General features: G+C 60.3%; 26 protein-coding genes. 19 read left to right on the plus strand and 7 right to left on the minus strand.

The window, feature by feature from the left end:
• Nucleotides 1-2: 2 nt before the first annotated feature.
• The 4 genes from flgA to GHO42_RS21240 all read left to right on the plus strand — a co-directional run bounded on the left by flgA (nucleotide 3) and on the right by GHO42_RS21240 (nucleotide 2,605).
• Nucleotides 3-773: a flagellar basal body P-ring formation chaperone FlgA gene (gene flgA, locus GHO42_RS21225; RefSeq protein WP_153326827.1), complete on the plus strand. Its 771-nt coding sequence runs from the start codon at nucleotides 3-5 to the stop codon at nucleotides 771-773.
• A 151-nt stretch (nucleotides 774-924) separates the two neighbouring features.
• Nucleotides 925-1,251, plus strand: coding sequence for a flagellar biosynthesis anti-sigma factor FlgM (gene flgM, locus GHO42_RS21230; protein ID WP_095001827.1), 327 nt, complete (start codon nucleotides 925-927; stop codon nucleotides 1,249-1,251).
• Nucleotides 1,252-1,300: 49 nt separating this feature from the next.
• The gene (locus GHO42_RS21235) at nucleotides 1,301-1,768 is read left to right on the plus strand and encodes a flagella synthesis protein FlgN (protein ID WP_153326829.1); all 468 of its coding nucleotides are present in this window, start codon (nucleotides 1,301-1,303) and stop codon (nucleotides 1,766-1,768) included.
• 96 nt (nucleotides 1,769-1,864) lie between these two features.
• Nucleotides 1,865-2,605, plus strand: coding sequence for a flagellar brake protein (locus tag GHO42_RS21240; RefSeq protein WP_095001829.1), 741 nt, complete (start codon nucleotides 1,865-1,867; stop codon nucleotides 2,603-2,605).
• A 100-nt stretch (nucleotides 2,606-2,705) separates the two neighbouring features.
• Here the strand turns inward: GHO42_RS21240 and GHO42_RS21245 are convergent, their stop codons facing one another.
• Both GHO42_RS21245 and GHO42_RS21250 read right to left on the minus strand, forming a co-directional pair.
• Nucleotides 2,706-4,019 carry an MFS transporter gene (locus GHO42_RS21245; protein WP_095001830.1) on the minus strand — a complete coding sequence of 438 codons (1,314 nt, stop codon included), beginning with the start codon at nucleotides 4,017-4,019 and terminating at the stop codon, nucleotides 2,706-2,708.
• A gap of 65 nt (nucleotides 4,020-4,084) precedes the next feature.
• A complete protein-coding gene (locus GHO42_RS21250; RefSeq protein ID WP_165446524.1) occupies nucleotides 4,085-5,326 on the minus strand; it encodes a glutamine synthetase family protein in 1,242 nt (413 codons plus the stop codon).
• Nucleotides 5,327-5,631: 305 nt separating this feature from the next.
• Between GHO42_RS21250 and GHO42_RS21255 the strand changes: the two genes are divergently transcribed.
• Nucleotides 5,632-6,930 carry a histidine-type phosphatase gene (locus GHO42_RS21255; protein ID WP_095021370.1) on the plus strand — a complete coding sequence of 433 codons (1,299 nt, stop codon included), beginning with the start codon at nucleotides 5,632-5,634 and terminating at the stop codon, nucleotides 6,928-6,930.
• Here GHO42_RS21255 and GHO42_RS21260 read toward each other — a convergent pair.
• Entirely contained in the window at nucleotides 6,923-8,140 is a 1,218-nt protein-coding gene (locus GHO42_RS21260; protein ID WP_153326831.1) for an EAL domain-containing protein, read from the minus strand. The two genes, GHO42_RS21255 and GHO42_RS21260, sit on opposite strands and share 8 nt — an antisense overlap.
• A 120-nt stretch (nucleotides 8,141-8,260) precedes the next feature.
• Complete coding sequence (locus GHO42_RS21265; protein ID WP_095001834.1) at nucleotides 8,261-9,022, minus strand: FadR/GntR family transcriptional regulator; 762 nt, start codon at nucleotides 9,020-9,022, stop codon at nucleotides 8,261-8,263.
• 238 nt (nucleotides 9,023-9,260) lie between these two features.
• Between GHO42_RS21265 and GHO42_RS21270 the strand changes: the two genes are divergently transcribed.
• The 9 genes from GHO42_RS21270 (at nucleotide 9,261) to GHO42_RS21310 (ending at nucleotide 17,254) form a co-directional block, all read left to right on the plus strand.
• Nucleotides 9,261-10,001 (plus strand): SDR family oxidoreductase, encoded by a 741-nt coding sequence (locus GHO42_RS21270; RefSeq protein ID WP_095019233.1) that lies wholly within the window; start codon nucleotides 9,261-9,263, stop codon nucleotides 9,999-10,001.
• 73 nt (nucleotides 10,002-10,074) lie between these two features.
• Nucleotides 10,075-10,923 (plus strand): fumarylacetoacetate hydrolase family protein, encoded by an 849-nt coding sequence (locus GHO42_RS21275; protein ID WP_153326832.1) that lies wholly within the window; start codon nucleotides 10,075-10,077, stop codon nucleotides 10,921-10,923.
• Between the two features lie 14 nt (nucleotides 10,924-10,937).
• Nucleotides 10,938-12,215 (plus strand): L-fuconate dehydratase, encoded by a 1,278-nt coding sequence (locus GHO42_RS21280; RefSeq protein ID WP_153326835.1) that lies wholly within the window; start codon nucleotides 10,938-10,940, stop codon nucleotides 12,213-12,215.
• 24 nt (nucleotides 12,216-12,239) lie between these two features.
• The gene (locus GHO42_RS21285) at nucleotides 12,240-13,085 is read left to right on the plus strand and encodes an amidohydrolase (RefSeq protein WP_153326837.1); all 846 of its coding nucleotides are present in this window, start codon (nucleotides 12,240-12,242) and stop codon (nucleotides 13,083-13,085) included.
• Nucleotides 13,082-13,858, plus strand: a complete 777-nt coding sequence (locus GHO42_RS21290; RefSeq protein ID WP_095001839.1) for an SDR family oxidoreductase — start codon at nucleotides 13,082-13,084, stop codon at nucleotides 13,856-13,858. The genes GHO42_RS21285 and GHO42_RS21290 overlap by 4 nt, the downstream gene beginning before the upstream one ends.
• Nucleotides 13,855-14,196: an L-rhamnose mutarotase gene (locus tag GHO42_RS21295; RefSeq protein WP_095001840.1), complete on the plus strand. Its 342-nt coding sequence runs from the start codon at nucleotides 13,855-13,857 to the stop codon at nucleotides 14,194-14,196. The genes GHO42_RS21290 and GHO42_RS21295 overlap by 4 nt, the downstream gene beginning before the upstream one ends.
• A gap of 148 nt (nucleotides 14,197-14,344) precedes the next feature.
• Complete coding sequence (gene fucP / locus GHO42_RS21300; RefSeq protein WP_095001841.1) at nucleotides 14,345-15,571, plus strand: L-fucose:H+ symporter permease; 1,227 nt, start codon at nucleotides 14,345-14,347, stop codon at nucleotides 15,569-15,571.
• Nucleotides 15,572-15,607: 36 nt separating this feature from the next.
• Complete coding sequence (locus GHO42_RS21305; RefSeq protein ID WP_153326839.1) at nucleotides 15,608-16,918, plus strand: MFS transporter; 1,311 nt, start codon at nucleotides 15,608-15,610, stop codon at nucleotides 16,916-16,918.
• A gap of 84 nt (nucleotides 16,919-17,002) precedes the next feature.
• Nucleotides 17,003-17,254: a hypothetical protein gene (locus GHO42_RS21310; RefSeq protein ID WP_095001843.1), complete on the plus strand. Its 252-nt coding sequence runs from the start codon at nucleotides 17,003-17,005 to the stop codon at nucleotides 17,252-17,254.
• A 26-nt stretch (nucleotides 17,255-17,280) separates the two neighbouring features.
• Here GHO42_RS21310 and GHO42_RS21315 read toward each other — a convergent pair whose 3' ends face one another.
• From GHO42_RS21315 to GHO42_RS21325, 3 genes are all read right to left on the minus strand, one after another.
• Nucleotides 17,281-17,739, minus strand: a complete 459-nt coding sequence (locus GHO42_RS21315) for a transposase (protein WP_153326841.1) — start codon at nucleotides 17,737-17,739, stop codon at nucleotides 17,281-17,283.
• Between the two features lie 468 nt (nucleotides 17,740-18,207).
• Nucleotides 18,208-19,476, minus strand: coding sequence for an MFS transporter (locus GHO42_RS21320; RefSeq protein ID WP_095003379.1), 1,269 nt, complete (start codon nucleotides 19,474-19,476; stop codon nucleotides 18,208-18,210).
• A gap of 116 nt (nucleotides 19,477-19,592) precedes the next feature.
• The gene (locus tag GHO42_RS21325) at nucleotides 19,593-20,549 is read right to left on the minus strand and encodes a LysR family transcriptional regulator (protein WP_095003378.1); all 957 of its coding nucleotides are present in this window, start codon (nucleotides 20,547-20,549) and stop codon (nucleotides 19,593-19,595) included.
• A gap of 106 nt (nucleotides 20,550-20,655) precedes the next feature.
• Here GHO42_RS21325 and GHO42_RS21330 point away from each other — a divergent pair, with 106 nt between their 5' ends.
• The 5 genes from GHO42_RS21330 to GHO42_RS21350 all read left to right on the plus strand — a co-directional run.
• Entirely contained in the window at nucleotides 20,656-21,396 is a 741-nt protein-coding gene (locus tag GHO42_RS21330; RefSeq protein WP_095019225.1) for an SDR family oxidoreductase, read from the plus strand.
• A 138-nt stretch (nucleotides 21,397-21,534) separates the two neighbouring features.
• A complete protein-coding gene (locus GHO42_RS21335; protein ID WP_095020876.1) occupies nucleotides 21,535-22,383 on the plus strand; it encodes an ureidoglycolate lyase in 849 nt (282 codons plus the stop codon).
• Between the two features lie 37 nt (nucleotides 22,384-22,420).
• Entirely contained in the window at nucleotides 22,421-23,395 is a 975-nt protein-coding gene (denD, locus tag GHO42_RS21340; RefSeq protein ID WP_095019223.1) for a D-erythronate dehydrogenase, read from the plus strand.
• 172 nt (nucleotides 23,396-23,567) lie between these two features.
• On the plus strand, nucleotides 23,568-24,935 hold the full coding sequence (locus GHO42_RS21345) for an MFS transporter (RefSeq protein WP_095003374.1): 1,368 nt from the start codon (nucleotides 23,568-23,570) through the stop codon (nucleotides 24,933-24,935).
• Nucleotides 24,932-25,070, plus strand: a 139-nt coding sequence (locus GHO42_RS21350) for an NAD(P)-binding domain-containing protein (RefSeq protein WP_178114939.1), incomplete at its 3' end; no start/stop codon positions are given. The genes GHO42_RS21345 and GHO42_RS21350, both read left to right, overlap by 4 nt.

The raw sequence follows: 25,070 nt of genomic DNA on the forward strand, positions 1-25,070 counted from the left end.
TCATGAACGCAAAAACGACAAAATCCTGCCACCGACCTTTCCTGCCGAGTCTGCGCCGCTGTGGTCTGAGCGCGCTGGCGGCGGGCACCTTGCTTGCACTCAGCACTTATAGCAGGGCTGACGCGTTTACATCGCCTGAACAGCTTATCGGCGTGACCCAGGGCTTTCTTGAATTCACGGTTGAAGACTACCTGGCCACCAGCCAGACCGAGGGTCGATATCAGATCCAGGTCAACAATCTTGACCCGCGCCTGCGCCTGGCCCAGTGCGACAAGGATTTGACAGCTTCCCTCGAAAGCCCGGCGCAACCCATGGGCCGGGTAATCGTGCGCGTACGCTGCGAAGGGCTGTCGCCGTGGACCATCTTTGTGCCGGCCCAGGTCAAACTGTTCCGCGACGTAGTCACCGTCAATCACCCGCTCAAGCGCGGCATGGTTATCGACTACCCCGACGTGACCCTGCGCGAGCGCGATGTCAGCCTGATCAGCCAGGGCTACCTGACCGCCACCGAGCTGGCCGTGGGGCAAAAATTGCTCAGGCCCATGGTCACCGACCAGGTGCTGACCCTCACCCACCTGGAGCAGGCCGCAGCCGTGCGCAAGGGCGATCATGTGGTGATCAGCGCGCGCAGCGGCACATTAAGTGTCAAGATGCCCGGCGAAGCCCTGTCAGACGGTGGCCTTAGCGAGCAAATACGGGTAAAAAACCTGAACTCCAAGCGTGTTATCCGCGCCAGGGTGACAGCACCCGGGCAAGTAGAAGTGGTATTATAGGAAAGTTGGCATCAGTCTCGCGACTTTCCTACACTGTCATTTGACGCAGATCAGTACAGCTCTGTGTGAAGCCATGATTAATCGAGCCTAAAGTTTTTCCGGGTATGGCCGAAAACATGGCAAGCGTCCAAATACCCCGAGGTTTAACGTTATGGTCATCGACTTCAGTCGTCTCAACAGCGCCCCGCCCCTGACCGGCAGTACACGCAGTAACGCCAGCCAGGAAACCGGCAGCGCCACGCAAGCGGCCCCGGCAATAAACCCTGAGCAAAACGGCGTCAGCGCCCCAAGCGGGGAATCTGTTCACCTCAGCCAAGAGGCTCAACAGTTGCAGAAGATCAGCGACTCGTTGCGTGACCAACCTGTAGTCGACAAAAATCGGGTGGCAGAGCTTAAACAAGCCATCGCGGACGGCAGCTACAAAGTCGACAGCGACCGGATCGCCAGCAAACTGCTTGACATGGAAGCCCAGCGCTAGGCCAACGGCCAGTGCCGCGCTTTTGGACGCTTAACTCCCAGAGCCCGCCATGCACGACGAAAATTTAATGCAACTGATCAACGATGACCTCGCTCCTGCCGAGCAATTGCTCGGCCTGTTACAGGACGAATCCATCGCCCTCAAAGGCCGCGACATGCAGGTGCTGGAAAACATTCTGGCGCGCAAACAGTCGCTGATCATTTTGCTTGAGCAACATGGCCGCAGACGCAGCGAAATTCTCGCCAGCCTTGGCCTGGCCACCAACCGCAGCGGCCTCGAAAGCCTGGCCAGCCATTCCAGCGTGGGAACACAACTGCTCGCCCAGAGCGATGCACTGAACCAGCTGCTAGCGAAATGCCAGGCCGCCAACCTGCTCAATGGTCAGTCGATCCAGACCCAGCAGGCGATCACCGCCAACCAGTTGCGCATCCTCCATGGCGGCGAAGCCCCGTCTCTGTATGACGCACGCGGCACCACCTCGATGCTCAACAAGCACCGCGCCTACAGCCAGGCTTGAGCCCGCGCAACCACCGCATGTAGCGAGACACACAACATGATGGCAGAATGCCCATCTTTTGCGTGTCGCTGTATTTTGTCTGGAGATTGATCAAACGTGTTCGACGCCCAAGATGCTCCGCAACCGCCAAAGGTGCTCACCACGCCGTTGGAAATTGCCTCCAACTTGCGGATGCTGCAAGAGAGCCATGACCCGCTGATCATTACTTTCCAGGACCGCACCCAGCGCTTCCAGAGCTATGTGGTGGATGTTAATCGCGAGAGCAACACCATGGCCCTGGACGAAATGATCCCCCGTGACGGTGAGCGTTTTCTTGAAGCGGGGGTGCCGTTCAAGGTTGAGGGCTTCCATGATGGCGTGCGTATCGCCTGGGAGTGCACCACGGCGCTGACCATTGATGACCGTCATGAGCACCGCTGTTATCGCGGCGCGATGCCCCACGAAGTGGTGTACCACCAGCGCCGCAATGCGTTCCGTGCGGCCCTGCGGCTGGCCAATCTGGTCAATGTGCAAGTGGCGGGTGACAAGCTCAAGGCGCCGATCAAGGGCAAGTTGCTGGACGTTTCGGCAACCGGCTGCAAATTGCGTTTTGAGGGGGATATCAGCCAGGGCATGCAACTGGGCCAGGTGTATGAGCGCTTCAGCGCCGACCTGCCGTTTGGCCTGATGTCTACACCGGTGGAGTTGCGCTACCTGCATTTTGAAGAGCGGCTGAACATCACCTTTGCCGGGATGCGCTTTCACAACATCAGCGGCGCGGTGCAGCGCCAGGTCGAGCGGTTTGTCTATCAACTGCAGCGCGAGGCGCGCCAGTTTGATAAAGACGATGATTATTGAAACAGTGGTCGCTGGCTTGCCTGCGATGCACAGGGCGCGGTCTGGCTGAAAAACCGCGCTGAAGCCATCGCGAGCAAGCCCGCTCCCACAGGGGTATTGCCTATGTTTTGGACTCTGGTTCCGGTTCTGGCTCCTGCTCCTCCACCACCGGTTCCTGCACCATTTGCTCCTGGACCACCTGCTCATCCACCCGCGGGTCAAGGGCGGCGACCAGCGGCGAGCTGGACATGCTGTCGGGCATGGCCACGTGATGCAGCGGCGCATCATCGACCTGGTGCAGGTTGGTCACCGCATTCGGGCGAATCCGCCATACCAGGATCAACCCTGCCACGCTGAAAAACCCATAGAGCATCTGGCTGCCAAACAGTTTCATCAGCACCCCCGCCACCAACGGCCCCACGCTTGCGCCCACGCCATAAGTCACCAGCAGCATGGCCGTCAGCGACACACGACGCTCCGGCTCGATATGGTCGTTGGCAAAGGCCACAGCCAGCGGATAGATGCAAAATTGCAGCAAAGCCGCCAGGCAACCGGCAATGAACAGTACCTGCATGGGCACCGCCGGCAAGATCGCCAACGGCAACGCAGCCACCGCCAGCAAGCCGGCGAAGATACGGATCAGCAACGGCCGGTCATAACGGTCGGACAACCAGCCCAACGGCCACTGCACCAGCAAGCCGGCAAAAATGCAGCTACCCATATACAAGCCGACCAGTTCGGTAGACAGCCCTTGCTGCGATGCGTAGAGCGGTGCCAGACCGTAAAACGAGCCCACCAGCAAACCCGCGCCCATCACCGCAATCAACGACTGCGGCACACGCTTGATAAAAAATTTCGGGTCCATCGGCGCCGGGTGCAAAGGCGCCGGGTGAATACGCCGGGTCATGGCCACAGGCACCAGGCACAAGGCAAAACACAAGGCCACCACCATCAACAACTCGAGACCGAGCTGCGGGTGAACCGCCAGGATCAATTGCCCAAGCACCAACCCCAGATAGGAGGCGATCATGTAGAGGCTGAACACCACGCCGCGCTGCCTGGCCTCGGCCTGCTCGTTAAGCCAGCTTTCGATGACCATGTACTGGCACATCATGCCCAGACCGACAATCACCCGCAGCAACAGCCAGATCGGCAACCAGTCCGTCAGCCCGTGGCACAGCACCGCCGCACCGACAATACCGGCGCACGTGGCGTAGGCACGAATATGCCCGACCCTGGCAATCAGCCGGTGGCCGATCTTGCCACCCAGCACCAGGCCAAAATAGTTGGCCGCCATCAGCGCGCCGATCCACAGGCCGTCGACATTGTCCGCTGCCAGGCGCAGCGCCAGATAAGTACTCAACAGGCCGGAACCGATCAACATCATCAGCGAGGCAAAATACAACGCTCTAAAGGACTTCCAGATCTGGTGCATTGGCTTTCCCTACGGCTCCTTGTGTCTGCCACCGGGAACAGGCCCGGCGCCACAGATTTAAACGGTCAAGCCTGAGCCGCCAGAACGCGACGTTCCCAGGGCGTGATTTCGTCATGGAAGCTGGTCAGTTCCAGCGTCTTGGACGCAACGTAACCTTCGATGAACTCAGTGCCGAACAGTTCAATCGCCATTTCACTACGGGCCAGGCGTGCCAGTGCCGCGTGCAAGGTGCAGGGCAATGTCAGCGCCTCGGGCACCTGGAACTCACCCTGGATCGCAGCACTCGGTTCAAGCCCACGCTCGATGCCATATAACCCTGCCGCGAGGCTGGCGGCAATTGCCAGGTAGGGGTTGGCGTCCGCCCCCGGCAAACGGTTTTCAACCCGCCGCGCCGCAGGTGAGCTGGCTGGAATGCGTAAACCCGCACTCCGGTTGTCATGGGACCAGCACGCGTTGTTCGGCGACGCATAGGGGTGGAACAAGCGCTGATAGGAATTTACGTTCGGCGCAAACAACGCGGTAAAGTCCGCCATGCCCGCCTGCTGCCCGCCGATAAAATGGCGGAAGGTGGCTGTCGGCTGCCCCGCTTCGTCGCTGAACACGTTTCGCCCGCTGGCCGCCTCGACCACGCTCTGGTGAATATGCATCGAACTGCCGGCCGTGTGCGCCAGCGGCTTGGCCATGCACACCACGTTAAGGCCATGCTTGAGGGCAACTTCCTTGAGCAGGTGCTTGAACAGAAAAGTCTGGTCGGCCAGCAGCATCGGATCACCGTGCAGCAGGTTGATCTCGAACTGGCTGACGCCCATCTCGTGCATAAAGGTGTCACGGGGCAAGCCCAGTGCCGCCATGCACAGGTACACCTCATTGAAAAAAGGCCGCAAGCCGTTGTTGGAGCTGATGCTGAACGCCGAAAATCCGTCTTCACGGCGCCCGTCCAGGCCCACGGGCGGGCGGAACGGCTGGGCCGGATCGGGGTTGTGCGCAAACACAAAGAACTCCAGCTCGGTCGCTACCACCGGCGCCAGTCCCCGCGCCGCGTAGCGGGCGATCACCGCTTTCAACTGGCCACGGGTCGACAGACGCGAGCTTTCACCGCTGAGCTCATCGGCATCGCAAATGGCCAGGGCACGGGTTGGCTGGCTCCAGGGCAGGCGATGAAGCTGGGTGAGGTCTGGCACCAAGGCAAGATCACCGTCCTCGCCGCCATAAAAGCGTGACTCCGGGTAGCCACCCATGATGCATTGCAGCAGCACGCCACGGGCCATCTGCAAGCGCCGCCCTTCTATAAACCCCGCAGCAGTCATCACCTTGCCACGGGGCACGCCATTGAGGTCGGGGGTGACGCATTCAATCTCATCAATACCCGCCAATCGCTGTGCGAGCAAACCCTGGCCATCGCTATTCATGCCACTATCCTTGTTGTTAAGCAGGCCGCGCTGGGCAATGGCTACAAAATACGCACTGCCTGTTCGGAATTTCAAGCGAGCACCGCACAAATCTCGCGAAAACAGTGAACCTTCCTTCGGCAGCTGCTACGGAGCTCGGCATTTGTCTTATTTGCCGACTAGACTCTTCGCCCACTGTGTCAGGAAGACCCAAAGGAAGATCGATGAAGACGCTGCCCCCGCTTTATACCGGCCTGTTGCTGGCCAGCCTGTTCAGCCCCGCAGCCTTGGCCCAGATACCCAGCAGCGATGGCTATGTGCTGGATAAAGTCGTGCAGGTCAGCCGCCACGGAGTGCGCCCGCCTACCGAATCCAATGAAAAACTGCTGACCTCGGTCACCCAGCGCAAATGGCCAACCTGGCTGGTGCCCTTCGGTAACCTGACCGGCCACGGCTATACCGGCGCGGTGGAAATGGGCCGCTACCGTGGTGAAGTGCTGCGCGACGCCGGGCTGATCCCCCGGGGCTGCCCGGATGCCAGCCAGTTGCTGGTACACGCCAGCCCCCTGCAACGCACCAAGGCCACGGCCCAGGCCTTGCTCGATGGCATGTTCCCCGGCTGCGGCCTGCAACCGGGCTATGTCCACGGCAAGCAGGATGCCCTGTTCCAGGCCAATGAAATGCCCTTTGCCGCGCTCGATCCGGCCAAGGCCAAAGCCGAAATCCTCAAGGCTCTGGGCGGCAGCGTCGAAGCCGCACAGGCACGCTACAAACCCTTTGAAGAAAAACTCAGGGAGGTCGTCTGCCTGCCTGCCACCGATTGCCCGTATGGCAAACAGGACTGGACACTGGAACAAAACGCCAAGGGCCGTTTCGCGATCAAGGGCCTGAGCGCAGGTGCCAATATGGGCGAAGTGTTCCGTCTGGAATATAGCCAGGGCCTGCCACTGGACAAGGTCGCCTTCGGCAACGGCCGCACCGCCGCCGAGGTATCCAGCCTGATGGTGCTGACCAAGGCCAAGTACGACTACCTCAACGACATCCCCTATATCGCCAGCCGCGGCGCTTCCGAGCTGATGAACCAGATTGCCCTGGAACTCAAGCAGGGCACCCCGCTGGAGCAGAAAGACGCGCCGGATAGCCCGCCCGATGTACCGCTGATGCTGCTGGTGGCTCACGACACCAATATCTCTTACCTGCGCACCATGCTCGGCTTCGGCTGGAAGCAGGGAGATTACATCGCCAACAACATCCCGCCCGTGGGTACGTTGCAGTTCGAACGTTACAAGGAAGTCAAAACCGGCGAGTACTTTTTGCGCATCGCCTTTGAGGCCCAGTCAATGGACCAGATTCGTAACCTGACCCAACTGACCGCCACGCAAAAACCCCTCAGGAGCGATTTCCAAAGCGCCGGGGACTGCCGCAAAACCAGCGCAGGCCTGCTCTGCCCGCTCAAGGATGCGATGGTCAAAGTCGAGCAGAACATCGACCCCACCGCGCTGACGCCCTATACCTTCAACTAGCGGTGGTTAAGGCAGGGCTTGCTTCACGTTGCTGCAACCAGCACAGCAAGTCCTGCCCGCTCATGGGCCGCGCAAACCAGTAACCCTGCCCTTCAACACAGCCCATGGCCAGCAAACGCTGGGACTGTGCCTCGGTTTCAATCCCTTCAATAACCACCGACATACCCAAGGCTTTACCCAGGGCCAGGGTGCTGGCGATCACGGCGGCGCAACGCGGTTCATGCTCCAGGTTGCCCACAAATTCACCGTCCAGCTTGATTTCGGTGAATGGCAACTGGCACAGCCGCTGCAATGACGAAAAACCGGCACCAAAATCGTCAATTGATAACCGGCAGCCCATCATGCGCAGGCGCACCAGATTCTCCAGGCTGGCGACCGGAGCTTGCAGCAAACCGGTTTCAGTCAATTCGAAGGTCAACCTGGAGCCCGGCGTGACATGACGGGTCAGAACCCCCTTGAGGGTATAAGTCAGCTGACTGTTAGCCAGTTGCGACGCTTGCAGGTTGAACGCCATGTTCAAGGGATAACCCCGTGTCCGTGCTTGCTCTTGCAGGCTCAACGCCTGATCGAGTTGGGCAAACAGCAACTCGTCCATCAAGCCGCAGCGCTCCAGCACCGGGATAAATACCGCCGGCGGTAGCACGCCCTTATCGGGGTGCAGCCAACGGCAAAGCACTTCGACACCGGTCACATCGCCGGTTTGCAGATTGAACTTGGGTTGATACCAGGCCTGCAATTGCTGCAGGGCCAGAGCCTGACGTACTTCGTCCTCGCAAGCCAGTGACAGCGTGCTGCCCGGTACAGGTTCGAGCGTGCAGATAGTGCTTTGATACTTGAGTAACAGAGGTTGCAGCACAGCGGCATACAACGGTTTGCCGGCATCGCCAAGCAACTCGAGCCCCAACAGGGCAATGAGCTGATGCGCGGCACAACGCAAATCGGCCGACAGCGCACTGCTGACAATAATCGACCGGACTTGCCCCGTCCTGCCCACGCGACGCAAAAACGCCAGGCCGTCCATGCCATCCATCTGCAAATCGCACACGGCGATATCCACCGGCCCCACTTGCTGAAGAACCGTCAACGCCTGGCTGCCGTCACTGGCCTCAAACACGTCATGGCAACCCAGGGAGCGAAACATGCTTACCGCAACGGCACGCTGGAAACTGTCATCTTCCAGGATCAGGACACGCAGGGGATTTCCAGGCATTAAGATGAACCATCGAGAAACGGTGTAGGTTAATTATCTCGAATGCTGAAAGATTTTTACCTAGGAAAAGTCCCAATAAATGTAGGACTAATGCCAACCCTCCCGACTGGCGATTGAATGTCAGCGCGCGCTGCGACTGAATATACGGATCACTTCATCCAGGTGCTCGGCCATTGCCTGCCGTGCGGCGGGCGCATCGTGCTGCTCGAGCGCCAGCAGGATACGGCGGTGCTCATCTTCCGAGCGATGGGTCATATCCTGTGGGGTGTAGTGGTTTTGCAGGCGCTGGAACATGCTGCCGTAACGATGGCCCAATAGATGCTGGATCATCAGGGCATAGGCCGGGTTGTCCGAGGCCTGGGCAATGCGGATATGGAACAGACGATCGCCGGGGTGGGTGTGGGACCCTTCGCGGTTGTCCTGAACGTTGCGTTCAAAAGCTTCGCGGATGCCCGCCAACTCCTCGTCACTGGCATTGATCGCCGCCAGCGCCGCCGCTTCGGGCTCAATCAGGCGACGGGCCTGCAACAGCGCGAACGGTGGAATTTCGGCATTGAAGTCGATTTCAAGGTTCAGCTCGGGGTCCAGTTCTTTCCACTGGTTGCGCGTAGCCTGGGCCATAACCGGTTCATCTGACACCGCCTGCACCGGCGGCTCACAGACCAGTACCCCGTTACCGACGCGTACATCCACCAGCCCTATCACTTCAAGCGCAATCATCGCCTCACGTACCGAGGCACGACTTACACCCAGCAACTTGGCCAGTTCACGCTCGGCTGGCAAACGGCTGCCCGGCGGAAATTCACCGCTGTCGATCAAGGCGCGTAGCTGATCAGCGATTTGCCGATAAAGCCGTTGGTTATCAATAACTTGAAATGGCATCAGGAAATAAGCTCTGGTTTGGACAGCATTCGACAAGCACTTGGAGCTGAAAAAGACGCTTGTTGAAGCTTGAGGTGCATGCTACAAAAGGCCCAATGGCCTGACCATTGGATGGATATCGTAAAGCGATCATAGCAAACCTTATCCTTGTACTTGTGTCGTTTTGCCATTTGCTACGCCCCCAATGGCCTGACCATTGGGCCAACTATAAAAACAATGACATCGTAACGGAGCACCCATGGATCTTTCCGGCAAACGTGTGCTGATCACTGCCGCTGCGCAGGGGATTGGCCAGGCCACCGTCCAGGCATACCTCGCCGCCGGTGCCGAAGTCTTCGCCGCCGATATCAATGCCGGCGCCCTCGACGCCCTTGAGGGCGCGCACAAACATGTTCTGGACGTCACCGATGCTGCTGCCATCGAGCGCCTGGCCAAACAGCTGGGCCCACTGGATGTGCTGTTCAACTGCGCGGGCGTGGTGCACAGCGGCACTATCCTGGAATGCGAAGAGAAGGACTGGAACTTCGCCCTGGACCTCAACGTGACAGCCATGTACCGCATGATCCGCGCTTTTTTGCCGGGCATGCTGGGCAGCGGCGGCGGCTCGATCATCAACATGGCCTCGGTCGCCTCCAGCGTCAAAGGCGTGCCCAACCGTTTTGCCTACTGCGCCAGCAAAGGCGCGGTGATTGGCCTGACCCGTTCTGTAGCGGCTGACTTTGTGAGCCAGAACATCCGCTGCAATGCCATCTGCCCCGGCACCGTCGACTCCCCTTCCCTGCGCCAGCGTATTCGCGAACAGGCCGAGCGCGAAGGCCGCAGCGTGGACGAGGTGTATGCCGCCTTTGCCGCGCGCCAGCCCATGGGCCGCATTGGCACCGCCGAGGAAATCGCCCAGTTGGCGCTGTACCTGGGCTCAAGTGCCAGCGGCTTTACCACCGGCACGGCACAAATCATTGATGGCGGCTGGAGTAACTAGCCGCAAGCTTTTGACCTTGTGGGAGCGGGCTTGCTCCCACTGGGCCCTGCCCCTCCCCCAAAAAGGATTGTTTATGAAATTGCTGCGTTACGGTGAAAAAGGCCAGGAGCGTCCCGCCCTGCTCGACAACGACGGCCAACTGCGCGATTTGTCGGCAGTGGTCGCGGATATCGCAGGCCAGACCCTGAGCCCCGAAAGCATTGCCCGCCTGCAAGATATCGACCCGTCCACCCTGCCACTGGTTGAGGGCTCCCCCCGTATCGGCGCCTGCGTCGGCCAGGTCGGAAAATTTATCTGCATCGGCCTGAACTACGCCGACCATGCTGCCGAAACCGGTGCCACAATCCCCGCCGAACCGGTGGTGTTCAGCAAATGGACCAGCGCCATCGTCGGCCCCAACGACAACGTCGAAATCCCGCGCAATTCGCGCAAAACCGACTGGGAAGTCGAGCTGGGTGTGGTGATCGGTAAAGGCGGTCGCTATATCAGCGAAAACCAGGCCATGGAACACGTGGCCGGTTACTGCGTGATCAACGACATCTCCGAGCGCGAGTTCCAGCTGGAGCTGGGCGGTACCTGGGACAAAGGCAAAGGCTGCGACACTTTCGGCCCGCTGGGCCCGTGGCTGGTGACCCGCGACGAAATCGCCGATCCGCACCAGCTCGACCTGTGGCTGGAAGTGGATGGCCACCGCTACCAGAACGGCAACACCCGCACGATGATCTTCCAGATCCCGAAAATCATCAGCTACCTCAGCCAGTTCATGAGCCTGCAACCGGGGGATGTGATTTCCACCGGCACCCCGCCAGGCGTCGGCCTGGGTATCAAACCCGAGCCTGTCTACCTGCGTGCCGGCCAGACCATGCGCCTGGGCATCAGCGGGCTGGGCGAACAACAGCAACGCACCGTGAACGCCGACTGACAGGGAGCCATACCATGACCACAATTACTGCCGTACGGGTTGAAGACATCCGCTTCCCCACCTCGCAATCCCTCGACGGTTCTGACGCGATGAACCCGGACCCTGACTACTCGGCGGCCTATGTCATCCTCGAAACCGACACCCCCGGCCTTGAAGGCCATGGCCTGACCTTCACCATCGGCCGCGGCAACGAAATCTGCTGTGCCTCGATCAAGGCCCTGGCCAGCCTGCTGGTGGGTTTGAAGCTGGAGTGGATCGCCGAAAACATGGGCCGTTTCTGGCACCACGTGACCAGCGACAGCCAGTTGCGCTGGATCGGCCCGGACAAGGGCGCCATCCACCTGGCCACCGGTGCGGTGGTCAACGCCGCCTGGGACCTGTGGGCCAAGGCCGAAGGCAAGCCGGTGTGGCGTCTGGTGGCAGACATGAGCCCCGAAGAACTGGTGCGCTGTATCGACTTTCGTTATATCACCGACTGCATCACCCCGGCAGAAGCTCTGACCCTGCTGCGCGAGCGCGCCAATGGCAAGGCCGAGCGACTGGCCTTGCTCGAGGCTGAGGGCTACCCCTGCTACACCACCTCCGCCGGCTGGCTGGGCTATGCCGACGACAAGCTGCGCAGACTGTGTCAGGAAGCGGTGGATGCGGGCTTCTCTCACGTCAAATTGAAGGTCGGCCACGACCTGCAGGACGATATCCGCCGCGTGCGTATCGCCCGGGAAGTACTGGGCCCGGATCGCAAGCTGATGATCGATGCCAATCAGGTATGGGAAGTGGACGCGGCCATCGATTGGGTGCGCGAACTGTCATTCGCCAACCCGTGGTTTATCGAAGAGCCAACCAGCCCGGACGACGTCGAAGGTCATCGAAAAATCCGCCTGGGTGTCAGCCCGGTCAAGGTAGCGACCGGCGAAATGTGCCAGAACCGTATCGTGTTCAAGCAACTGATCATGCGTGAAGCCATTGACGTGGTGCAGATCGACGCCTGCCGCCTGGGCGGGGTCAATGAAGTGCTGGCGGTGATGCTGATGGCCGCCAAGTACAACCTGCCGGTATGTCCGCACGCAGGCGGCGTTGGTCTGTGCGAGTACGTGCAGCACCTGTCGATGATCGACTACCTGTGCATCGCCGGGACTCACGAAGGCCGGGTGGTGGAGTTTGTCGACCATCTGCACGAGCACTTCGAAGACCCCTGCGTGATCCGCAACGCTGCCTATATGCCACCACAGGCTCCGGGCTTCTCGATCCAGATGAAGGCCGCCTCCCGCGAGCAGTACCGCTACCGGGGCTAAGCAAACGGACGGAGTACAACAATAATGTCGTCCCCACACTCACTACGACTGGATGTACACCAGCACTTCTGGCGCTATGACGCCGCGGCCTATCCGTGGATAGGTCGCGACATGAGCGGTTTGCGCCAGGACTTTACCCCCGATGATCTGCGGCCCTTGCTCGATGCTGGCGGATTCGACGGTTGCATCGCCGTGCAGGCCCGCGCCTGTGCCAGTGAAACCGATCAACTGTTGCAACTGGCGCAGCGCTACCCGTGGATTCGCGCCGTGGTGGGCTGGGTCGACCTGTGTGCCCGCGACCTTGAGCAATCGCTTGAACGCTGGGCGCAAGCGCCGGTTTTGCGTGGCTTTCGTCATCAGTTGCAGGACGAACCCTCGCTCGCCCAGTTTATCCAAAATCCGGGGTTCAGCCGTGGCTTGCATACCTTGCAACGCCAGGGACTGGTCTACGAAGTGCTGGTCAAGGCCCGGGATCTGCGCACGGTTACCGAACTGTGCCAGCAGCATGACCAGCACCATCTGGTACTCGACCACCTGGGCAAACCCGATATCCAGGCCGGGGACTTGAAAACCTGGGCCAGCCAACTGGCACCGTTGGCGGCCCTGCCCCACGTCAGCTGCAAGCTGTCAGGGCTGATCACCGAAGCCCATTGGCAGGACTGGTCCAGCGCACAACTGACGCCCTATTTGCACATGGCACTGGAACTGTTTGGCCCCGAGCGCCTGATGTTCGGTTCCGACTGGCCGGTGTGCCTGTTGGCCAGCGACTACGAGGCCACTCACACCCTGGTCGCCAGCGTGTCAGAGCACGCGGCCATCTGGGGTGGTACGGCGTGCCGCGTCTACAACATAGAGGGAGTGACGCAATGAATCTGCATCTGCAAGACAAGGTGTTTATCGTGACCGGCGGCGGCTCGGGGATCGGCGCAGCCATCACCCTGGGGCTGGCTGACGAAGGTGCGATCCCGGTGATTTTCGGCCACAGCCCGCTGTCCGATGAGCTGGCCCGGCAATTGGATCAGCGCGGGGCGCAGAGCCTGTTTGTGCAGGTCGAACTGCGCGACGAAGACGCCTGCCGCGCGGCAGTCGCCAGCGTGCTGCAACGCTTCGGGCGCATTGACGGGCTGGTCAATAACGCCGGGGTCAACGATGGCGTTGGCCTTGAAGCCGGGCGCTCGGCCTTTGTCGAGTCACTGGAAAAAAACCTCATCCATTATTATCTCATGACCCATCTGTGCGTCGATGCGCTCAAGGCCAGCCGCGGTGCCATCGTCAATATCAGCTCCAAGACGGCCCTCACCGGGCAAGGCGGGACCAGCGGCTACACCGCCGCCAAGGGCGCGCAACTGTCGTTGACCCGCGAATGGGCCACTTCATTGCTGGCTGACGGGATCCGGGTCAATGCGGTGATCCCGGCCGAAGTCATGACCCCCTTGTACGAGCGCTGGATCGACACCTTCGCCGACCCGCAAGCCAAGCTGGCGAGCATTGTTGAAAAAATCCCCCTGGGCCGGCGCATGACCACGGCCGCAGAAATCGCCGACAGCGTGCTGTTTTTGCTCTCCCCGCGCGCCTCCCACACCACCGGGCAATGGCTGGTGGTGGACGGTGGCTACACCCACCTGGACCGGGCGCTGACATGAACCGCCAATGCCTGGCGCTGGACCTTAAGGACGACCCGGCGCTGATTGCCGAGTATGAGCGCTTGCACCAGAACATCTGGCCGCAGATCAGCGCCCATTTGCGCGGGTATGGCGTGCTCGACATGCAGATATGGCGCCTGGGCACGCGGCTGTTCATGGTCATGGACACAGCCCCGGGGTTTAGCGCCGAGGCCTTTGCCCGGGCTGGCGCCAGCGACCCCAAGGTGCAGGAATGGGAAGCGCTGATGTGGCGTTTTCAGCAGCCTACACCCTGGACAAAGCCCGGTGAAAAATGGGCGCCAATGGCACAGATTTTCAGCCTGAAAGATTCTCCCTGACCCTGTGGGAGCGAGCCTGCTCGCGATGGCATCACCGCGGTGGTCAGGCAAACCGAGCCGCCTGCATCGCGAGCAGGCTCGCTCCCACAGGGTGTAGATCCACGCAAACCACAACGCCGAACTCACAACAATAAGAAGGAGATGCGTCATGTCACTCAAGCACCCGAACGTCGCAGCGCCGTCCTTTACCCGGGCGGTCACGTCCTATCGCCGGGCACTGATCCTGGTCACCTGCCTGTTCTTTCTCTGGGGCCTGTCCTATGGCTTGCTCGATGTGCTCAACAAGCACTTCCAGGAAACCCTGCACGTCAGCAAGGCGCAGTCGGGCCTGCTGCAAAGCGCCTACTTTGGCGCGTATTTTCTGATAGCCCTGCCCGCCGGTTTGCTGATGGACAGGTACGGCTACAAGGCCGGCATCCTGCTGGGCCTGTGCCTCTACGCCACTGGCGCCCTGCTGTTTATGCCCGCCGCTGCGGCGCAGAGTTTTCAGTTTTTCCTGTTCGCGCTGTTTGTGATTGCCTGCGGCCTGGGCTGCCTGGAAACCGCCGCCAACCCCTACGCCACGGTGCTGGGTGAACCCGCCGGTGCCGAGCGCCGCCTGAACCTGGCGCAGTCGTTCAACGGCCTGGGGCAGTTTTTCGGCCCCTTGATTGGCGGCGCACTGTTCTTCAGCGGTGCCAACAGCACCGACACCACACAATCGCTGCAAATGACCTATCTGGTGATTGCCGCACTGGTGTTGCTGGTGGCCATCCTTATCGCCCGCACTGCGCTGCCCGACCTGCGCGAGCAGGAAGTGCAAGTTGCGCAGCACGACCACAAAGGCCTGTGGCAACACCGCGAATTCGTCACGGGGGTTATCACCCAGTTCTTTTATGTGGGAGCACAAGTTGGCGTGGGGGCGTTTTTTATCAACTACGTCACCGAGCACTGGGCGCAGATGAGCAGCCAGCAAGCCGCGTATCTGCTTTCGGTGGCCATGCTCAGCTTTATGTTCGGACGCTTTTTCAGCACCTGGCTGATGGGCAGGGTCAATGCCCAGCGCCTGCTGCTGATCTATGCGCTGATCAACGTGGCGCTGTGTGCGGTGGTGGTGCTGGGGTTTGAAGGTGTATCGGTGGTCGCGCTGGTGGCGACGTTCTTCTTTATGTCGATCATGTTCCCCACCCTGTTTGCCATGGGCGTGAAAAACCTCGGTCCACATACCAAGCGCGGCAGCTCGTTCATGATCATGGCCATTGTTGGCGGCGCGCTGCTGCCCTATGTGATGGGCCTGGTGGCCGACCACTCCTCCACGGCCGTGGCCTATCTGTTGCCAATGGGCTGTTTTGTGATCGTCGCTGCCTATGCCCGTGCTGCCCTGAAAAAAATCTGATTGCTGTACTCCACAAAAACAATAACGGAGCACCCCATGACCAACCCCGCACTGCAACAGGCGCTGAGCAAGATCCGCTGGCGCATCCTGCCCTTTGTCGCCCTGATGTTCGCCATGGCGATCATCGATCGTTCCAATATCGGCTTTGCCAAACACGCCCTGCAGGCGGACACCGGCCTGAGCAACGCGGCATTTGCCCTGGGTGCGGGGATTTTCTTTATCGGCTATGCCGTGTTCGAAGTACCGAGCAACCTGATGCTGCACAAGATCGGCGCACGCATCTGGCTGAGCCGGATCATGGTGACCTGGGGCCTGGTCTCAGCGGCGATGATGTTTGCCCACGACGAAACCAGCTTCTATATCCTGCGGTTTCTGCTGGGCGTAGCCGAAGCCGGGCTGTCGCCGGGGGTGGTGTTGTACCTGACCTACTGGTTCCCGCAGAACCAGCGTGGCTCGGCCTATGGCATTTACTATTTTGGCGTGCCGGTGTCGTTGATGGTGGGCGGCCCGGTATCGGGATGGTTGCTGGAAAGCGCGCAGTTCGGCCTTACCGGCTGGCAATGGATGTTTGTCACCGAAGGCCTCGCGGCATCGATCATCGGCGTATTCGCGTTCTTCTACCTGACCGACAAACCCCGGGATGCCAAGTGGCTGAACACCGAAGAAAAGGCCGCGATCGAACATGAACTGGAAAAAGAGCAACTGCAAAAAGCCAACAAAGGCCCGTCGTCGTGGCGTGCAGCAATGTTCAACTCGGTGGTGCTGTACTTCACCCTGATCTACTTCACCATTCAGGTCAGCGTGTATGGCGTGCTGTTCTACCTGCCAACGCGGATCGCCGAGTTGCTGGGTACCGGCATTGGCCTTAAGGTCGGCGCCCTGACCTCCATTCCGTGGATTGCCACCGTATGCATGCTGTACCTGGTGACACGCCATGCTGACCGCAAGGGCCAACAAACCCGCTATGCCGCATTGATGCTGGCAATGGCCGCAGTGGGCATGATCGGCTCGACCTTGAGTGGCAACCTGGTGCTGGTGATTATGGCGTTCTGCGTGGCTGCCGCCGGTTTTATCACCGTGCAACCGTTGTTCTGGACACTGCCTACCCGCTTTCTGGGTGGTGCAGCGGCGGCCAGCGGGATTGCCGTGATCGGTGCCCTGGGCAACCTGGGCGGTTTTCTTGCACCCACGGTCAAAACCTGGGCCGAGGGCTACTTCAACAACCCGCACGCGGGCATGTACTTTCTGGCCGGCACGGCGCTGCTGGGCGCATTGATGCTGATTCGCTCAGCGAGGGCGAGCGGCAATCCGGGCAAACTCCCGGCCCCGGCAGCCACACCACACTGAGGGGCACTGCGGGTATTAACACGGGTCACATGTGAGCTACATTGGGTAACAAACAACAGCCCGTAAACTCACAAAGGGTGACCCGTGAATACCAATCAAAAACTGCGCACCTTCGACCTGATCCGTGAAGCGGTACTGCCCGAGTACCGCGACCGCGTAAACGAATACCTGAGCCTCTACGAAGAGACGCTGCACAGCGCAAACACTCCGACTGCCGACATCCAGGCCAGTGCCCAACAGCTGCGCGGCTACCTGCGCGGCCTCAACACCACCCGGGTGCTGGGCATGGCTGACTGGGAAGAACTGGACCGGCGCATTACCGAGTCGTGGTTGTAACGGTAAACACCTATCCCCCTGTGGGATCAAACCCAGATTGCGTACCACAAGGGGTAGTCCCCCACCCGCTGGACCAGCCCGGCGCGCAGCGGGTTGGCAATCACATAACGGGCCATCTGCTTGATATCTTCATCACGCCGCAAGGCATGGTCGTGGTAGCCCTGTTGCCAACGGCGGCCTGTTTGCCCAGTGGACTGGTTGATTGCGCGGGTGCTCAACGATTTTGTGCGACACATCAACTCATCCAGCGAGCCTTTATCAAGGCTGATCAGCCAATGAAAGTGATCCGGCATCACCACCCATGCCAGCGAAGTGGCCAGCCCCTGCTCTTGTGCCCGCTTGAACTGTTCGACCACCCGTCGGCCTACACGCCAGTTCAGGAAAATCGGTTGGCGTCCAAGCGTATTGGCGGTCAGAAGATAAATGCGATTTTGCTCGCTGTAACGACCACGGCGCAGGCGGTGGGAGGCAGAAAAAGAAGGCATGGCCTGACTCTATGAGTTGATGAATTTCAAAGGTTAGTCAGTAGCGGGACAGCCACAACGGGCATCGTTTGACGGGATATGTCGTGGGACTTTTTTGTGATCACCGCAAACCTGTGGGAGCTGGATTGCCTGCGATGCAAACAACGCGGTCTGGCTGGAGCACTCCGGGGATGCCATCGCGAGCAAGCCCGCTCCCACAGAGGTACGCGGTTGACCCCGGATTTTGTGAGCACCGCAAAACCTGTGGGAGCTGGATTGCCTGCGATGCAAACAACGCGGTCTCGCTTGCGCACCCCGGGGATGCCATCGCGAGCAAGCCCGCTCCCACAGAGGTACGCGGCTGACCCCGGATTTTGTGAGCACCGCAAAACCTGTGGGAGCTGGCTTGCCTGCGATGCACACAACGCGGTCTGGCTTGCGCACCCCGGGGATGCCATCGCGAGCAAGCCCGCCCCCACAAGGGCTCAGTCAGGCGGGAGCAAGGGTGGCCAAGGGCGCTTCCGGTGCCTGCGGTTCCTTGAGCAACGCAAAGTAGGCAAAGGCCGAACACGCCGCCACCACCGCACTGATCACAAATGCCGAGGAAAACGAACCGCTCTGCTGCACGCTGAATCCAGTCAGGATCGGCGCTATGGAACCTGCCAGGTAACCGCCAAAGTTCTGGATCGAGCCAAACGAAGCCACACGCTCCGACGGCACAATGGTGTTGACGATCATCCACGCCGTGGCACTGGAGATGTTGATAAAGAACATGGTCAGGCACAGCAGGATCACGCACGCCACCACGTTGGTGGTAAAGGCCACAATCAGCGTAAACAGCGCCCCGCCCAGCAGCCCCAGAATCACCATCAGCTTGCGGCTGGCCAATACCCGCATGCCTCGCGCCACCAGTCGATCACAGCATTTACCGGCCACAATGGTGCCCAACGCGCCAAACAAATAAGCCAGCGATACCACCCAGGCCGTGCGATACAGATCCAGACCGTGCTCACGCTCAAAATAACCGGGCAACCAGGTGAGATTGAGCCAGATCATGTAGATCACACCCATAAACCCGAGGAACGCCCCCCAGGTGTTGCGATCCCTGAACAACGAGGTCCAGCGCACTTTCGCCGCCTTGACCTGTTGCACTGGCACCGGTTCCGCACGACCTGTCTCGGCCATGTATTGCGCCTTGCTCTTGTAGAACTTGAACCAGCACAGTGCCAATACCAGTCCCATGACGCCGGTAAGGATAAACATCCCGCGCCAGCCCAGATGCACCATGAAAACAGTCAACAACGGCGGGGCCAGGCACGGGCCGATACAAGTCGAAGACCACACCCAGCCGGTCGCCGTGCCGCGCTCCTGGGTATCGAACCACTCCGACAATGCCTTGGCCGCCGAAGGAAACACCGGCGCCTCACCTATCCCCAGCAACACCCGCAAGCCGACCAGATGGCCATAGCTGCTGAACAGGCCGAAGGCCGCCTGCGCAACCGACCACACCACCAGCGATCCACCCAGTGCCAGCTTGCTGCCCAACTTGTCGATCAAAGCACCAAGAGGCAGTTGTGAAAAGGCGTAGGCAATGGAGAACGCCGAGAGCATCACCCCCATTTGCATCGGGCTGATGGCCAGGTCTTTCTGGATGGTGGTGTTGGCGATGGATAAGGCGCTGCGGTCAAGGTAGTTGACCACGCCAATCAGGAACAGGAAGAAGATCGTCAGCGTCTTGTAGCTTTTTATTGTTCTCATACGCGCCTCTCATGAGCGGTTGCGCCCCTACCCGACAGGTGGGGCGACGCTCACTTTAGAGGGCGGTTTGGCCTGTGCCCAATTACATCATTCCATCAGTTAATAACCGCGCGTTATCAAGGTGTCTGGCGAGCACCGCGCAGGGCATCGGGACCACTTAACAAGGCGTCGATAAAGGCTTTTGCCGACCACTGCGGGACATCGTTGCGCCGGGTAATCACCCCGTAGTCAGCCAGCACCAGCGGAAACGGCAAGGCCAGGCGGGTCAGGCGACCGGCCTGGATTTCCGGTTCGACCATCGACTCGGCCAGCATCGCCACCGACGGCGTGGTTTGCAGCAGTTGCATGGTGGTCTGCAAGGACACGGTTTCGACGGTGTTTTCCGGGGTCTGCATGCCTGCTTCGACGAAGGCTTTTTCCACCCGTGCGCGCATCGGCGTGCCCGTCGGGTAAATCACCCACGGCCAACTGCCCAAATCCGCCAGTGGCACTTCACTGGCCCCGGCCAGCGGGTGCTGGCTGCCCGTAACCAGGCACAACGGCTCCGGCGCCAGCGCCTGGAATTCAAACAACTCACGATGACGATCGAGGGTAAAACGGGCCACCACCAGGTCCAGTTCCTTGTGTTCGAGCAAGGTCAGCATATTGGCACTGGTGCCCTCAAGCACTTGCACGGTGAGCAACGGCCAGTCCTGCTTGACCCGCACAATGGCAGCAGGCACGGCCAGGGCTGTGGCCGCATAAATGGTGCCGACCTTGATCAGGCCATGCCCACCCTGGCGCAGATGGTTGATCTGGCTGACAAACTGACCGGTGTCGTTCAACGCGATCTGGGCAAAACGGGCCACATGGCTGCCCAGATCGGTAAGGGTCATGCTGCGCGGCAAACGGGCAAATACTTCGAAGCCCAGCTGGTGCTCGATTTCGCGCAACATCTTGCTCACGGCTGGCTGGCTGATGCTCATTTCCTGCGCAGTCGCATGCATGTTTTGCGTGCGCGCCAGGGTGTCGATCAGCACCAAATGGCGAAACCGCAGCCAGTTGCACAACTGGTTAAATCCGACATCCGCCATCCGATAACCCCCGGTTATTAAGACCTGAGAATATCTCATTGGCGATTATCGCAAAGCAATATTAGTGTGCAGCTGTTGGGCCAAATAATAACAACGGACTTTCGTCATGAACCTAGCCAACAAACGTGTGCTGATAACTGCTGCGGCGCAAGGCATAGGCCGCGCTTCGGTACTGGCCTTTCGCGATGCGGGCGCGCAGGTCATCGCCACCGACCTGCATGTCGAAGCCCTGCAAGATATCCCCGGTATTCAAGTCCTGCCCCTGGACGTGACCCAAGCTTGCGCCATCGATGCCATCTGCCAGCAGCTGGGCGCTATCGACGTGCTGTTCAACTGCGCAGGCTATGTGCACAGCGGTGCCCTGCTGGAGTGCGACGAGCAGGCCTGGCAATTTTCTTTCGACCTCAATGTCACCGCCATGTACCGCATGATCCGCGGCTTCCTCCCCGGCATGCTGGAAAACGGCGGCGGCTCGATCATCAACATGGCTTCGGTGGCCTCCAGCGTCAAAGGCGTGCCCAACCGCTTTGCCTACACCGCCAGCAAGGCTGCGGTGATCGGCCTGACCAAATCGGTCGCCGCCGACTACGTGCGCCAGGGCATTCGCTGCAACGCCATTTGCCCCGGCACGGTGGACTCCCCTTCGCTACGCCAGCGCATCGCTGAACAGGCCCTTGAGCAAGGGCGCTCCGAAGCTGAGGTCTATCAGGCCTTTGTTGACCGCCAGCCCATGGGCCGCATCGGCAGCGCTGAAGAAATCGCACAACTGGCGCTGTACCTGGCCAGCGATGCCAGCAGCTACACCACCGGCACCGTCCAGGTGATCGATGGCGGGATGAGTAATTAAGCATTTTGTGGGAAACCCTGTGGGAGCGAGCCTGCTCGCGATGCAGGCACCTCGGTGTTTAAGTGGCACCGCATTGATGCATTCGCGAGCAGGCTCGCTGCCACACTAGATTTATTTCCATGCACCAAAGGAGCTTTTATGAAACTGCTGCGCTACGGCGATAAAGGTCAGGAAAAACCCGGCCTGCTCGATGCCCAAGGCAATATCCGCGATTTGTCGGCGCATATCACCGACGTTGCAGGCGCTGCGCTGTCAGCCGCAAGCCTGGAAACACTGAGCAAAATCGACCCCGCCAGTTTGCCGCTGGTCAGCGGTTCGCCACGTATCGGCGCCTGCGTCGGCCAGGTCGGCAAGTTTATCTGCATCGGCCTGAACTACGCCGACCACGCTGCCGAGTCGGGCCTGGCGGTGCCGTCGGAACCGGTGGTATTCAGCAAATGGACCAGCGCCATCTGCGGTCCCAACGACAACGTGGAAATCCCCCGCGACTCGACCAAAACCGACTGGGAAGTCGAGCTGGGCGTGGTGATCGGCAAGGGTGGACGCAATATCGATGAACATAACGCCCTGGAGCACGTGGCCGGATACTGCGTGATCAACGATGTGTCGGAGCGCGAATGGCAGATCGAACGTGGCGGCACCTGGGACAAGGGCAAGGGCTTTGACACCTTTGGCCCCCTCGGACCATGGCTGGTGACCCGTGATGAGATCAGCGACCCGCACCAGCTCGACCTTTGGCTTGAAGTCGACGGACAGCGCTACCAGAACGGCAACACCCGCACCATGGTCTTTCAGATCCCGGCCCTGATTGCTTACCTGAGCCGCTGCATGTCGCTGCAACCGGGCGACGTGATTTCCACCGGCACACCGCCGGGTGTGGGCCTGGGGATCAAACCAACCCCGGTGTACCTGCGCGCAGGCCAGGTCATGCACCTGGGCATCAGCGGCCTTGGCGAACAGCGCCAGCTCACCGTACAGGCCGACTGACTTCACGCTCACACAACTATAAGAAAGGGTTTTACACATGCGCATTCTGATTACTGGCGGCACCGGCTTTATCGGCAAACAACTGGCCCAGCGCCTGCTCGACATGAACAGCCTGACCTTTGAAGGCCAGGCGCCTCGCACCATTGAGCGCATCGTGTTGTTCGACGCCTTTGCCGGCGAAGATGTGCCGAGCGACCCGCGCATCGAGCTGGTGACCGGCGATATAGCCGACCCCGATGTCATCGCCCGCGTCACCGATGGCGTGGACCTGGTGTGGCATCTGGCAGCCGTGGTCAGCTCGGCGGCCGAAGCGGATTTCGACCTGGGCATGCAGGTCAACCTGCACGGCCTGATGCTGCTGCTCGAAACCCTGCGCAAGCAAGGCAACGCGCCGCGCTTCGTCTACGCCAGCGGTTTTGCGGTATTTGGCGGCGCCCTGCCGCCAGTCGTTGATGACAACACCGTGCTTACCCCGCAATCGTCCTACGGCATGCAAAAAGCCGTAGGCGAATTGCTGGTCGCCGACTATGCGCGCAAAGGCTTTGTCGACGGCCGGGTGCTGCGCCTGCCAACCGTGGCTGTACGCCCCGGCAAGCCGAACAAGGCGGCCTCGACCTTCTTCAGTTCGATCATCCGCGAGCCACTGGTGGGCCTGCCTGCCGTATGCCCGGTACGCCCGGATACCCAGGTTTACCTCACCTCGCCGCGGCGCATTATTGAGTCGATGCTGCTGGGCATGACCCTGTCGCCAGAAACCCTGGGCAACCAGCGCATTATCCCGTTGCCGGGCGTGACCACCACCGTGGCCGACATGGTCGCGGCGCTGCAACGGGTGGCCGGTGATGACGTGGTCAAACTGATTCGCTGGGAGCCCGACGCGACTATCCAGCGTATCGTCGAAAGCTGGCCGAGCAAGGTAGAAGCCCCCCGCGCCCGTGCCCTGGGCTTTACCGCCGACGCGGACTTCGATGCCATCGTGCGCGCACATATCGAGGATACGGCCGGCAAATAACCCACCACTCCCTTGTGGGAGCGGGCTTGCTCGCGATCAAGGCGACGCGGTGCAACTGAAGCCCCGCAGCGATCCCATCGCGAGCAAGCCCGCTCCCACAAAAAGCCCTGTCTCACCCAAATGCTGCAACGCTCACGCTACTCACAACAATAAAAAACTGAGGTCGTGCCACATGACTACTCCACTCACCGATGTCTCGGACATCGAACAACAGACAATCAAGCGCGTGACCAGGCGCATGATTCCTTTTCTTGTACTGCTGTTTGTGGTCGCCTTTCTGGACCGCAACAACGTCGGTTTCGCCGCACTGCGCATGAACGAAGATATCGGCATCAGCCAGACCATTTATGGCCTGGGCGCAGGTATTTTCTTCCTCGGCTATTTCATGTTCGAAGTGCCGAGCAACATTTTGCTGCACCGCTACGGCGCCCGTGTATGGATCGCGCGGATCATGGTGACCTGGGGCATCATCGCCGGCGCCATGGGCTTCCTGCAGACACCCATCCACTTCATTTCCCTGCGCGTGCTGCTGGGTATTGCCGAAGCCGGGTTCTTCCCTGGCGTGATCTATCTGCTGTCGCTGTGGTTCCCGAGCCGCTATCGCGCACGCATGATCGCCTCTTTCTATCTGGGCGTACCCATCGCGCAAATCATCGGCGCACCGCTGTCGGTGGGCCTGATGGAGATGGGCGATGCCTGGGGCTTTGTCGGCTGGCGCCTGATGTATATCGTCGAAGCCGTACCGGCGGTGATCCTCGGTGTGGTGTGCTACTTCTACCTCACCGACCACCCGGCCGATGCCCACTGGCTGACCGACAAACAGCGCACCTGGCTGATCAACACCCTGGCCCAGGAAGAGCGCAACAAACCGCTGGTGGTGGGAGTGCAACCGACCAAGGGCCAGATGATCCGCAAGGCCCTGTGCAACCGCCAGGTATGGCTGCTGGCACTGGTGTATTTCGGCATCACCTCGGGCTCCAACGCGATGAACTTCTTCATGCCAACGGTTCTGGCATCGTTCCGCGGTACCTTCGGCCTGGAAATCGGCCTGATGCAGAACGGCCTGATCACCGCCATTCCCTATGCCGTTGCTGCTGTGGCGATGATCTGGTGGAGCCGGCGCTCTGACCGCCTGCAAGAACGTCACTGGCATGCCGGCGGTGCCGCCATGCTCGCGGCAGTGTCGATTGCCGTGGCGCTGTGGCTCAACCAGCCGTGGATCATTGTCATCGGTTTCATTCTGCTGGCGATGGGCGTGTACAGCGCGATCAACGTGTTCTGGGCAGTCCCCGGGCAAGTGTTGACCGGTGTCGGCGCAGCCGTGGGTATTGGCCTGATCAACTCCATCGGTAACCTCAGCGGTTTTATCGGCCCTTACCTGACCGGCTACCTGTTCACCGTGACCGGCAGCTACACCCCGGGGTTTCTGGTGATCGCCGCACTGGTTGGCCTGGGTGGCCTGGGCATGGTGCTGATGCCGCGCAATAAAGAATCGCAAATTGGCGCCGCACTGGCCCCTGCCACTGGAGGAAAAGCATGAACCTGCCAAGCGTAGCCTTTATCGGTACCGGGATCATGGGCCTGCCCATGGCCCGCAACCTGCTGCACGCCGGCTTCCCGGTGCGGGCCTGGAACCGCTCCCCGGGCAAGTTGCAGGCGCTGGCAACACTGGGGG

This window comes from Pseudomonas sp. FSL R10-0056 (genome assembly GCF_009600105.1).
Taxonomy (GTDB): domain Bacteria; phylum Pseudomonadota; class Gammaproteobacteria; order Pseudomonadales; family Pseudomonadaceae; genus Aquipseudomonas; species Aquipseudomonas bubulae.

Bases quoted from the DNA above. Each gene is read 5' to 3' on its own strand.
- flgA (WP_153326827.1), top strand. From the start codon at position 3: ATGAACGCAAAAACGACAAAATCCTGCCACCGACCTTTCCTGCCGAGT.
- flgM (WP_095001827.1), top strand. From the start codon at position 925: ATGGTCATCGACTTCAGTCGTCTCAACAGCGCCCCGCCCCTGACCGGC.
- GHO42_RS21235 (WP_153326829.1), top strand. From the start codon at position 1,301: ATGCACGACGAAAATTTAATGCAACTGATCAACGATGACCTCGCTCCT.
- GHO42_RS21245 (WP_095001830.1), bottom strand. From the start codon at position 4,019: ATGCACCAGATCTGGAAGTCCTTTAGAGCGTTGTATTTTGCCTCGCTG.
- GHO42_RS21250 (WP_165446524.1), bottom strand. From the start codon at position 5,326: ATGACTGCTGCGGGGTTTATAGAAGGGCGGCGCTTGCAGATGGCCCGT.
- GHO42_RS21255 (WP_095021370.1), top strand. From the start codon at position 5,632: ATGAAGACGCTGCCCCCGCTTTATACCGGCCTGTTGCTGGCCAGCCTG.
- GHO42_RS21260 (WP_153326831.1), bottom strand. From the start codon at position 8,140: ATGCCTGGAAATCCCCTGCGTGTCCTGATCCTGGAAGATGACAGTTTC.
- GHO42_RS21265 (WP_095001834.1), bottom strand. From the start codon at position 9,022: ATGCCATTTCAAGTTATTGATAACCAACGGCTTTATCGGCAAATCGCT.
- GHO42_RS21270 (WP_095019233.1), top strand. From the start codon at position 9,261: ATGGATCTTTCCGGCAAACGTGTGCTGATCACTGCCGCTGCGCAGGGG.
- GHO42_RS21275 (WP_153326832.1), top strand. From the start codon at position 10,075: ATGAAATTGCTGCGTTACGGTGAAAAAGGCCAGGAGCGTCCCGCCCTG.
- GHO42_RS21280 (WP_153326835.1), top strand. From the start codon at position 10,938: ATGACCACAATTACTGCCGTACGGGTTGAAGACATCCGCTTCCCCACC.
- GHO42_RS21285 (WP_153326837.1), top strand. From the start codon at position 12,240: ATGTCGTCCCCACACTCACTACGACTGGATGTACACCAGCACTTCTGG.
- GHO42_RS21290 (WP_095001839.1), top strand. From the start codon at position 13,082: ATGAATCTGCATCTGCAAGACAAGGTGTTTATCGTGACCGGCGGCGGC.
- GHO42_RS21295 (WP_095001840.1), top strand. From the start codon at position 13,855: ATGAACCGCCAATGCCTGGCGCTGGACCTTAAGGACGACCCGGCGCTG.
- fucP (WP_095001841.1), top strand. From the start codon at position 14,345: ATGTCACTCAAGCACCCGAACGTCGCAGCGCCGTCCTTTACCCGGGCG.
- GHO42_RS21305 (WP_153326839.1), top strand. From the start codon at position 15,608: ATGACCAACCCCGCACTGCAACAGGCGCTGAGCAAGATCCGCTGGCGC.
- GHO42_RS21315 (WP_153326841.1), bottom strand. From the start codon at position 17,739: ATGCCTTCTTTTTCTGCCTCCCACCGCCTGCGCCGTGGTCGTTACAGC.
- GHO42_RS21320 (WP_095003379.1), bottom strand. From the start codon at position 19,476: ATGAGAACAATAAAAAGCTACAAGACGCTGACGATCTTCTTCCTGTTC.
- GHO42_RS21325 (WP_095003378.1), bottom strand. From the start codon at position 20,549: ATGGCGGATGTCGGATTTAACCAGTTGTGCAACTGGCTGCGGTTTCGC.
- GHO42_RS21330 (WP_095019225.1), top strand. From the start codon at position 20,656: ATGAACCTAGCCAACAAACGTGTGCTGATAACTGCTGCGGCGCAAGGC.
- GHO42_RS21335 (WP_095020876.1), top strand. From the start codon at position 21,535: ATGAAACTGCTGCGCTACGGCGATAAAGGTCAGGAAAAACCCGGCCTG.
- denD (WP_095019223.1), top strand. From the start codon at position 22,421: ATGCGCATTCTGATTACTGGCGGCACCGGCTTTATCGGCAAACAACTG.
- GHO42_RS21345 (WP_095003374.1), top strand. From the start codon at position 23,568: ATGACTACTCCACTCACCGATGTCTCGGACATCGAACAACAGACAATC.